This window comes from Paenibacillus sp. PastM-3 (assembly GCF_029893965.1).
GTDB lineage: Bacteria > Bacillota > Bacilli > Paenibacillales > Paenibacillaceae > Paenibacillus_AQ.
This window is the reverse complement of the sequence record NZ_JARXXP010000035.1, coordinates 38,437-48,504: the sequence shown is the minus strand read 5'-3', so window position 1 is coordinate 48,504 and position 10,068 is coordinate 38,437. Positions and strand designations below refer to the sequence as shown.

7 protein-coding genes are annotated in these 10,068 nt (G+C 53.3%); 6 read left to right on the top strand and 1 reads right to left on the bottom strand.

The window, feature by feature from the left end:
- Positions 1–298 precede the first annotated feature (298 nt).
- Together M2108_RS28110 and M2108_RS28105 are read left to right on the top strand one after the other, a co-directional pair.
- Positions 299–2,272, top strand: coding sequence for a WG repeat-containing protein (locus M2108_RS28110; RefSeq protein ID WP_277472678.1), 1,974 nt, complete (start codon positions 299–301; stop codon positions 2,270–2,272).
- Positions 2,273–2,531: 259 nt separating this feature from the next.
- On the top strand, positions 2,532–3,269 hold the full coding sequence (locus M2108_RS28105; protein ID WP_277472679.1) for a CAP domain-containing protein: 738 nt from the start codon (positions 2,532–2,534) through the stop codon (positions 3,267–3,269).
- Between the two features lie 118 nt (positions 3,270–3,387).
- On the opposite strand, the gene M2108_RS28100 is transcribed toward M2108_RS28105, so the two are convergent.
- Positions 3,388–4,365, bottom strand: a complete 978-nt coding sequence (locus M2108_RS28100; RefSeq protein ID WP_277472680.1) for a zinc dependent phospholipase C family protein — start codon at positions 4,363–4,365, stop codon at positions 3,388–3,390.
- 197 nt (positions 4,366–4,562) lie between these two features.
- Here M2108_RS28100 and M2108_RS28095 point away from each other — a divergent pair, with 197 nt between their 5' ends.
- The 4 genes from M2108_RS28095 (at position 4,563) to parE (ending at position 9,576) form a co-directional block, all read left to right on the top strand.
- Positions 4,563–5,504, top strand: a complete 942-nt coding sequence (locus tag M2108_RS28095; protein ID WP_277472681.1) for a GDSL-type esterase/lipase family protein — start codon at positions 4,563–4,565, stop codon at positions 5,502–5,504.
- Positions 5,505–5,561: 57 nt separating this feature from the next.
- Positions 5,562–6,542, top strand: coding sequence for an ABC transporter ATP-binding protein (locus M2108_RS28090; RefSeq protein ID WP_277472682.1), 981 nt, complete (start codon positions 5,562–5,564; stop codon positions 6,540–6,542).
- Positions 6,535–7,524, top strand: coding sequence for an ABC transporter permease (locus M2108_RS28085; protein WP_277472683.1), 990 nt, complete (start codon positions 6,535–6,537; stop codon positions 7,522–7,524). Before M2108_RS28090 ends, M2108_RS28085 begins: the two co-directional genes overlap by 8 nt.
- 69 nt (positions 7,525–7,593) lie before the next feature.
- Positions 7,594–9,576 (top strand): DNA topoisomerase IV subunit B, encoded by a 1,983-nt coding sequence (gene parE, locus M2108_RS28080; RefSeq protein WP_277472684.1) that lies wholly within the window; start codon positions 7,594–7,596, stop codon positions 9,574–9,576.
- Positions 9,577–10,068 lie beyond the last annotated feature (492 nt).

The window sequence follows — 10,068 nt, the reverse complement described above, 5'->3', positions numbered from 1 at the left end:
AACAGGAGAATCGCTGCTCTGTTTAAATTTTAGACTTTTGAGAAGAGAATGAGCCTGTCACTACCAGTAGAATATCTACTTATGGGACAGCCCCCGCTACGGAAGCAATACTGTCTTCGGATTTCATCCGCTGACAGCGGTACAAATAAAAGAAATCCGAAGACAACAGCGGCCGGAAGTCCAAAAACCGCGGAAGTCCCGCAGTATCCTCGAAGTTCCAGTATCCAGGCACAGAAACACCCTTTCCCCCTCCAATTCATACGCTATAGGCAAAAGCCTTTATAAAGGAGCGACGGGAATGCTGAGGATTAAGCTGAATGAGCTGGCAAAAGCAAATGACAACGGTCTTTTGCAGACGGATGTGTGGAAGTGGGACGGGATCGGCTGGAATGAATATGTGGCCCTGGAGGAGGAGGATTTCATCCGGGCGGATGATGAGCTGTTCGTAACGCTTCCCGCAGAGGCCGGGCTCTACCGGGTAGATTACTATATCAAGCCTCTGGAGTTGCTGGAACCGCTCGATGTACTGGGCGCAGAGGCTGCAGGCGGACTGCGGGCAGAGGTGCTGCATCCCGCCCCGTTTAAGACCAAGGAAGGTACGCTGTGGGGTTACATCAACAATGAAGGGCGGACCGCCATTGAACCCAGATACGAGTACGCGGAGGATTTTCAGGAGAATGGTCTGGCAATTGTGCAGCGCAAGAACAGCAGCGGGCTGATTGACAGCAGCGGACGCGAAAAGGTCAAACCCTACTACTCCTTTATCGCTCCGTTTGCCGAAGGCAGGGCGGTCGTGTCGGATGCCAAAGGCTATACGCTGATTGATGAAAAAGGCAGGGAAGTCACCGCGGCGCGGTATGATTATCTGAATTCGCTGCATGACGGGCGGGCGCTTTTTTCCAGGCAAAGTACTACAGCTGGCGGTTCCCGCTACGGATACATTGATGCGCAGGGCAAGGAAGTGCTGCCGGCCGTTTATCTGGATGCAGGCGATTTCATGAACGGAACCGCTCTGGTAAAAACCGCCGAAGGCGAATATGCGCTGATTGATAAGGACGGCAAGGTGCTGCATACGTATAAACACGCTTTTGTAGGAAATCCAGGCGACGGGCTGCTGGCCTATCAGGAGGCGGAGAACGGTAAATACGGCTATCTGAACCTTGACGGCAGTGTTGCGATCAAGCCGCAATTTACGGCTGCGCTGCCTTTTTCGGAAGGACGGGCGGTGATCAACACAGCGGAGAATTACGGCAACGCCTACGGGCTGATCGACAAGCAGGGCAAGCAGATCATCCCGGCCACCTATTACGAGGTGCAGCAGCTGGGCGAAAACCGTGTCTCGCTGGGAACCCCGGTCTATGCCGACCAGCCGTACCGCGGGTCCCGTTATGTCATTGCAGATGCTGTAACCGGCAAAATTCTCAGCAATCATCCGCTGCTTGGAGTGAACAATTACCAGCACGGGCTGGCCTCCGTCTACGATGCCAAAGATACTTACTTTATCGATAAAAGCGGAAAAAGAGCATCGCAGCCGCCCGTCATCGCCGGTTCCGGCACCTTATCCTTCAGCGGAAGCCTGATCCGCGCGGATGTTGATCAGCGCACTGCGTATTATGACCGCGCAGGCAAACAGGTATGGCGGCAGAACGGCGTCATTCCGCTCCGGCCTCCTTATTCTGTATTGGAGAAAAAATATAAGCCGAACAGAGACTATCTTGTTTACTACCCGGTCATTGAAGGCATTGCGGACATTGAAGTGTCCAAGGCTGTTAACAGCAGGCTGCGCAGCCAATCCAAGGCTGAAGGTGTTTCAAGCGATGGATCAAAGCAGGATTTCAGCTACACCGGGGATTTTGCCGTGGAATTTTTCCGTAAAAACCTGCTTGTGCTGGAGCTCAGCGGCTACAATTACCCGTTCGGTGCAGCGCATGGCATGCCTACTAGGCTGTATGAGCATGTCAATCTGCGCAGCGGCAGATTTTATACACTCAGTGATCTGTTTAAACCAGGCAGCAGATATGTTGAAAAGCTCAGTGAGATCGTCGGCAAGCAGATTGCGAATGACCCGCAGTATTCTTATGTTTTCCCGGATACGTATAAGGGGATTACAGCAGATCAGCCGTTTTATGTGGATGAGGATGCGCTGTATTTGTATTTTGCGCCTTATGAGATCGCTCCATACGCTGCCGGCTTTCCGACTTTCCGGATTCCGTATGCAGAGATTATGGGCCTGATTTCGACGGAAGGCGATTTCTGGCAGTCCTTTCATTAAACAATACAAACCGCAGGGCCGATAAATAGAATAGACGTTTGAAAAAGCAACGAAGACTGCTTCCTGTGATCCGGGAGGCAGTCTTTTGAAGATATAATCGGACAAGCTTGCCTCTCAAACTCGCAGTGTAAAAAATTAGCAGCCCACAGCTGATAGTTATGTGCTACAATGACTGAGGAAGAAATGACAACTTTGTAATAATTGGTGCCCCCACACTCGCAGCACTGCAAATACTCAACAAGAACAAGGAGATGGCATAATGAAGAGCAAAACAGTAAAAGCATTGATTGGTGGAAGCGTAGCAGCGGTAATGGCGCTGAGCATTTCGCTTCCGTCACAGGCAGACGCAGCCAGCGGGACTACTACGGCAGAGAACAATCCAAGCTTTGACCAATTCGTTCAATACTTCGCTCAATATAGCAACAAGGCATTTTATTTTAACGGGGATACAGTAACGGTATCGAAGTTCAAGCCGCCGGTTGTGCCGCAGAAGACAGCAGCACCGGCAGCTACCGCTACCCCTGCTCCAACTGCTAAGCCTGCGGCAACAGCGGCACCGGCAGCAACTGCCAAGCCGGCGGCAACCCCGGCAGCGACAGCAGCACCGGCTGCAACTGCGTCCACACAGTCATCTTATGTGAAACAGGTAGTAGACCTGGTGAATAAAGAGCGCGCTGCAGCCGGATTGTCTCCGGTGGCAGCCCTGGACAGCCTGAACAAGGTAGCAGCTGCCAAGGCGACGGATATGCGTGTTAACAATTACTTCTCCCACACTTCGCCTACGTACGGATCGCCTTTTGACATGATGAAGTCCTTTGGCATAACCTACCGGGCAGCCGGTGAAAACATCGCCATGGGCCAGAAATCACCGCAGGAAGTGATGACGGCGTGGATGAACAGTGCGGGCCACCGTGCCAACATTCTCAGTGCTAACTTCAACTACATTGGTGTAGGGTACGATAATAACTACTGGGTGCAGGAATTCATCGGTAAATAAGTCTCATTCTAACGAACACACACTATAAGCACAGCAAATAATACAAAGGACTGCCTGGGCAAGCCGCGAATACGGCTCACTCCAGTGCAGTCCCTTTTTTTGACGGAATTCCGGGGGTTCAGGAGCTGCCTGTCTCCCAGATCGGCTCGGTATACAGATTCTTCAGCCGGCTGCTGCATTCCTTGCCTGTGTCGTAGGAGCGGTCACCCAGCACCTGCCCGAAATGTCCTTGAGCCCGGGCCGCATCCGCTGCTGACGGGCTGTTCAGCCATGAGGCGAGCGCCCGCAGGACGGTTCGCCCTTCTGCCAGCGCCTGCTCCCACAAGTCCCAGACACTTTCGGTGCGCACCTCGGAATAAAGGGCGGAATGCCGCCACTCGCCGTGTCTTTCGTTTAAGTAATCAAGCTGTTCTTCGGCAGGGGACAGCGGCCGGGAGAAGAGCCGGAGAGCTTTGCCGCGCAGCAGTGATTTCTTCCAGCCTCTGGGATCGTACAGGAACTTATGGGCCAGCAGCATATCCAGGTAGGCTTCGTCCCACATCTCTCGTGGAATTCTGCCGGTCTCGGGATACCAGCGGGAAGCCGTATCGTGAAGAATGCCGTGCACGCTGAAGGGCAGATGTGAGCCTACATTGATTTGCTTCCAGGCTGCGTGCTGCCAGTTATCCATCTGCTTCAGCGACTGCATGAACAAGGTATCCAGCACAATCTCAAAACGCTGGTGATTCCGGTGCTCATAGCCCGCCTTCCAGTTGATATAAGGATGAAGATTGCGGTCAAGCAGATGATGGGTGATGAACCCGAGAAAGTACTGCTGGGCATCCCCGCGCTCTCCGGCAGGCAGGGCCAAAGTCCTCTCCCAGAATTCGACCAGCACCGGGCCGCAGTGCTCTGTATGCATGACATCGCCGAGCCGGAGCGCCCGGGTTTCTTTTTTCCAGGGGAAAAAGCTGTGATACAGCAGAAAATCAGGCCCCTGGCAGCCCAGCTGAAACAGCTCGGGATGCAGCATGAAGTCATCGAGAAAAGCAAATTCCCCTTGAAGCTCCGCTGCAAGCTGTTTTCCGTATTCCAGATGCATCCAGATGTTAGGCATTCTCCCACCCCTCAGATTCGTTAGTTTTCTCCAGCATACTGCCCGAATATTAAAAGAAAGTGAAAATGGGTTACCTGCATTGTAATGCCTTCTGCTTATTTGCAAATTGTGTATAGAAGAATTATGTTTATTTACATACGTTAAGAAGTTTGTAAAATGCGGAACAATGGAGAATAGAGGCATACGGAGGGATTGCTTTGAAGGATGCAAAATGGACCTGGCGCAGTGTAAGCCTGATTTCTGTCGCGGCTACACTTCTTTTAATTGTGGGCTTTGTGTATGCCGTTGGCGATATTATCAATCCCCGGGGGGAGGCGCTGACCGGCTCACTGCCGCAGGAGACCGTAGCGCCGGTACCCGCCGCAGCAGGTGAAATGAAGATTCTGGCACTGGGCGACTCGCTGGCCAAAGGCACTGGCGACAACAGCGGCAGCGGTTTTGTCAGACGGACGCTGGACGGGCTGACGAAGGATGGAGGCGAGGCACAGCTGCTCGGCAATATGGGAATTAACGGTCTGACTACTGCCGGGCTGCAGACGAAGCTGCAGGAGGAAGGCATCCAGTACGCGCTTCGTCAAGCGAGCGTAGTGCTGGTGTCCATCGGCGGCAACGACCTGTTCCGCGGCTCGGATATTCTGGGCAACGGGACCGGGGGGGAGGCAGGTTCGGCAGGAGCAGACCAGGCTCCCGGCGGGGATGCGGAGGGCAGCACCGGCACAGTGCAGTCCGGCGGCGTTCTTGACGGGAAGCCTAGTGCGCTTGTTACCTCTACCCCTAAGCCGAGTGAGGATGAATTGACACCAGAAGCGCTGCTGGCTGCCCTGCCGGATGCGGCTAAGCGGCTGGGAGAGATTCTGGAGACGATTGCCGCGATTAATCCGGAAGCGCAGGTCTATTATGTAGGATTATATAATCCCTTTGGCGATATCGAGGATCTGCTGGTGCCGGGCAATCAGGCGGTAACAGCCTGGAACAACGCGGCGATGGACATCATCAACAAGCACAGCAATATGACCCTTGTTCCCACCTTTGATTTATTTAACCGCCATTTGGACAAGTACCTCTCAAGTGATCATTTTCACCCGAACGGCGACGGCTATAAGCGGATCAGCGAGCGGATTGTACAGGCTATACGGTAATAACGGAATGGAATCCAATAAGACCAGATATGAACGTCAGCAAGGAGCTGTGAGAATATGGCAAAAGAGAGAGGCGCAGAGCCCCCAGATATTGTATTGTCCGTAAAAGGCGTACGCAAAAAAATCAGCCGCAAATGGATCATAGACGATGTCACCTTTGATGTGAAGGAAGGAGAAATCTTCGGATTCCTAGGCCCCAACGGAGCCGGCAAAACAACTACCATACGCATGCTCGTCGATCTGATCCGTCCGACAGAGGGCACCATTACCGTCTGCGGCTATAATGTTAACCGTAATCCTGAAAAAGCGCTCCAATACGTAGGGTCGATCGTGGAGAATCCGGAGGTCTACACCTATCTGACCGGCTGGGAAAATCTGCAGCATTTTGCCCGGATGCAGCCGGGAGTGGATGAGCAGCGGATTGCTGAGGTAGTGGAGATCGTCCGTCTTGACCAGCGTATTCATGACAAGGTCAGTACCTATTCACTGGGGATGCGGCAGCGGCTCGGTATTGCCCAGGCGCTGCTCGGGCGTCCGCGTCTGCTTATTCTGGATGAGCCGACCAACGGGCTTGATCCCAAAGGGATTAAAGAGCTGCGTGAATTTATCCGTAAGCTGGCCGAAGGCGGCCTGGCCGTATTTGTCTCCAGCCATCTGCTGAGCGAAATTCAGCTGCTGTGCGACCGGGTGGCCATTATCAGCAAGGGGCGGGTGCTCGCCGTCGGCAGTGTCGATGAGCTTGTCGCCCGCAACTCCCCTTATGTGCTCTGGGACCTGGCGCCGGTTCAGGCGGCCAGGGTCATACTGGAAGAGCATGCCGGTATCCGGCTGCTCGGGCTCGATGAAGTTACCCTGGACGACTCGGTTATTGCCGGAATGGGCGGGGGCTCGGTCATCACAGCCATGGACGAAGAACTTATTCCTCAGACTGTGGCGGCGATGGTGGCGGCAGGAGTGGCGGTAAATGCCGTGCATAAAATCAATCCTACACTGGAACAGCTATTCTTGAAGCTAACGGAAGGTGAATCTATTGACTAATCTGCTTCCGCTCATCCGTAATGAGTGTACCAAAATCATAAAAAAGAAGCGCTTCTATGTTATCCTGCTGATTCTGCTTGTGCTGGTGCCGATGTTTACCTATGCGCAGATGCGGATTGCCGAGCGCAGCCGGGATAAGTTCAACTCGGACTGGCGGCTGGAGATCCAGCAGCGGATCACCGATAACCAGAATTCACTCAGCAGCGACCGGATTCCGGAGGAATGGAAATCGTACCGGCGGATTTTTATCCAGCAGCTGCAGTATTATCTGGACCATGATGTCAATCCCAATGAGCCGAGCGGGGTCACCTTTACCCGTGAGTTTCTCGATAATTCGGTTTCCCTGTTCATTCCGCTGCTGATTATGGCGGTTGCTTCGGACCTGGTGTCCGGTGAACGGACGACAGGCACCATCAAAATGCTGCTGACCCGCCCGGTCAGACGCTGGAAGGTGCTGTTCAGCAAAATGGCTGCCCTGCTCATGTTCGTGTCCCTGATTGTGCTTTCGGTTTTTGTAATCAGCTACCTGATATCCGGGCTTGCTTTTGGTTATAGGGGCTTTAATATTCCGGTGTTCACCGGCTTTCAGCTGAGCGGGGATACTGTTGATATGAGCGGCGTACATTCGGTGCCCCAGTGGAAGTACCTGCTGATGCAGGGCGGACTGATCTGGTTCGTAAGCGTGGTTGTTGCCCTGCTGGCCTTCATGGTTTCGGTTCTGGTGCGCAGTACGGCGGCGAGCATCGTAGTAATGATGGCGGCGCTGATTGCCGGAACGATCCTGACGAACATGGCGGCAGCCTGGTCAACCGCGAAGTATTTGTTCATGGTCAATCTGGGTCTCACCGGTTATTTGGCAGGTACGCCCGCGCCGATTGAGGGAATGACACTGCCCTTTTCACTGGCGGTATTGTCCGTTTGGGGGCTCGCCGCGATAATCATTTCATTCGCCGTCTTTACGAAAAGGGATATTTTGAATTAGAATGTACAAAGTGAACGAAAACGTTTGTTTGCATTTCAGAGTAAGTGAGATAAAGAAGGAGGAGCATGAATGCTCGAACAGATCGATATGTTTGCAAAAGTCTCCAAGGACGGCGAAGCAGGCCGGACCGGATACGATGCTGACGACATTCAGGTGCTCGAAGGTCTGGTTGCGGTCCGCAAACGGCCCGGCATGTATATCGGCAGTACGAGTTCTTCGGGACTGCACCATCTAGTATGGGAAATCGTGGATAACGCCGTTGATGAGCATTTAGCCAAATTTTGTTCCAAAATTGATATTACATTGCGTAAGGACGGTTCGGTTACTGTCATTGATAACGGGCGGGGGATCCCGACCGGAATGCACAAAACGGGAGTGCCGACGCCGCAGGTTGTGTTTACGATTCTGCATGCAGGCGGTAAATTCGGCGGCTCCGGCTACAAGAAATCGGGCGGGCTGCACGGCGTAGGCGCTTCTGTCACCAACGCCCTGTCCGAGTGGCTGGAGGTTGAGATTTACCGTGACGGTAAAACCCACCGCCAGCGGTTCGAATACTGGGTGGACAAGAGCGGCAAGGAGCATGTAGGCGAGCCTGTAACCGGCCTCGAGATTCTCGGCAATACGAACAAGACCGGTACGAAGATCACCTTCAAGCCGGATATTCGCGTCTTCGCAAACGGCATTGCCCTGAACTACGATACGCTTGCCGAACGGGTTCAGGAGATTGCCTTCCTGAACTCGGGTTTGCGGATTACCCTGAATGACGAACGCAGCGGACGCCAGGATGAATATTTCTATGAAGGCGGCGCAAGCCAGTTCGTGCAGTTCCTGAACGAAGGCAAGGATACGCTGCATGACGTCATCCACTTCAGTTCGGAGAAGGATGAGATCGAAGTTGAAGTAGCTCTGCAGTATAACGCTGGTTATACCGAAACGCTGGCTTCATTCGTCAACTCTATTCCTACCCGCAGCGGGGGAACTCACGAAACCGGGTTCAAGACCGCCTATACGCGCGTAATGAATGAGTACGCTCGCCGGACGCAGCTGCTGAAGGAAAAGGACAAGAATCTTGAAGGCAACGATCTGCGTGAGGGTATGATGGCCGTCATAAGCATCAAGATGGCTGAGGTTGAATTCGTCGGCCAGACCAAGGATCAGCTCGGCAGCGCTTCTGCCCGCAGCGCCGTCGATTATATCGTGGCCGAGAACATGGCCCGCTTTCTTGAGGAGAACCCGCAGGTCGCCCAGAGTCTGCTGAAGAAGTCGATTCAGGCCTCCAAGGCCCGTGAAGCAGCGCGCAAGGCGAGAGATGAGATCCGCAGCGGCAAGAAACGCAGCGAGAGTTTAAGTCTAGGCGGCAAGCTGTCTCCGGCCCAGTCGAAGGATGTTACACGCACCGAGCTGTTCATCGTCGAAGGGGATTCCGCCGGCGGATCAGCCAAACAGGGCCGTGATTCCAAGATTCAGGCGATTCTGCCGCTCAAGGGCAAGCCGATGAATCCGGAGAAGGCGAAGCTGCTTGATATTCTGAAGAATGATGAATACAAGGCGATTATTTCGGCGATTGGTGCCGGGATCGGCCCGGATTTTGCCGTTGAGGACAGCAATTATTCCAAAATCATTATCATGACTGACGCCGACACGGACGGCGCACATATTCAGGTACTGCTGCTGACCTTCTTCTACCGTTACATGAAGCCGCTGATTGATGCCGGCAAGGTCTTCATCGCCCAGCCGCCGCTGTACAAGCTGACCCGCAAATCGGGCAAGCTGGAAACCGTGCGCTATGCCTGGAGTGATGAGGAGCTGCAGAACTACCTGAAGGAGTTCGGCAAGAATTTCGAGCTTCAGCGTTATAAGGGGCTAGGCGAGATGAACCCCGAGCAGCTGTGGGAGACAACGATGAACCAGGACACCCGGACCCTGCTCCAGGTGCAGATCGAGGATGCCGCCAAGGCCGAGCGCCGCGTCTCCACCCTGATGGGGGACAAGGTCGACCCGCGCAAGCGCTGGATTGTTGAGAACGTCGATTTTACGGAGATAATCGAGTAGAAGCGGCCGGTCAGCGGCTGTTCTGCTCTGCAGTTTACGGCGGGATGAACGTTTAACCCGCCTTTACGTTACACATGCCGCAGATTGTGTGCGGCATGGATTTTAGCGGAAGTGACGATTGCTTCCGTGATTGTTGATTTTGGTGATCCGCGTGCGGAGCTGGCGGAATTTGTTCTGTAGGAGCGTTAGCATACGTTTAAATTCAAATTTCAAATGTACAATATAGATTGATTCTGAAAAAATATATTTAGGTAAAGGTGACGGCGGGGAATTTTGGAACTGTAGGAGCGGTAGCGACCGCCTTTGTCTGCGGATTTCTACCGCCAAAAGCGGTTATAATCAGGAAATCTGCAGACAACAGCGGCCGGAAGTCCAAATATTCTCTGGAGTCACGGCGGAGCCCTAAATAAAAAATCTCAGGTTCAATCTATATTATTGAATTATTTGAATTTTGTAAGTTGCAGCGACCAAGAACAAGCCAGCCTGCGAAGC

Coding starts and splice junctions, on each gene's coding strand:
- M2108_RS28110 (WP_277472678.1), top strand. CDS start 299: ATGCTGAGGATTAAGCTGAATGAGCTGGCAAAAGCAAATGACAACGGT.
- M2108_RS28105 (WP_277472679.1), top strand. CDS start 2,532: ATGAAGAGCAAAACAGTAAAAGCATTGATTGGTGGAAGCGTAGCAGCG.
- M2108_RS28100 (WP_277472680.1), bottom strand. CDS start 4,365: ATGCCTAACATCTGGATGCATCTGGAATACGGAAAACAGCTTGCAGCG.
- M2108_RS28090 (WP_277472682.1), top strand. CDS start 5,562: ATGGCAAAAGAGAGAGGCGCAGAGCCCCCAGATATTGTATTGTCCGTA.
- parE (WP_277472684.1), top strand. CDS start 7,594: ATGCTCGAACAGATCGATATGTTTGCAAAAGTCTCCAAGGACGGCGAA.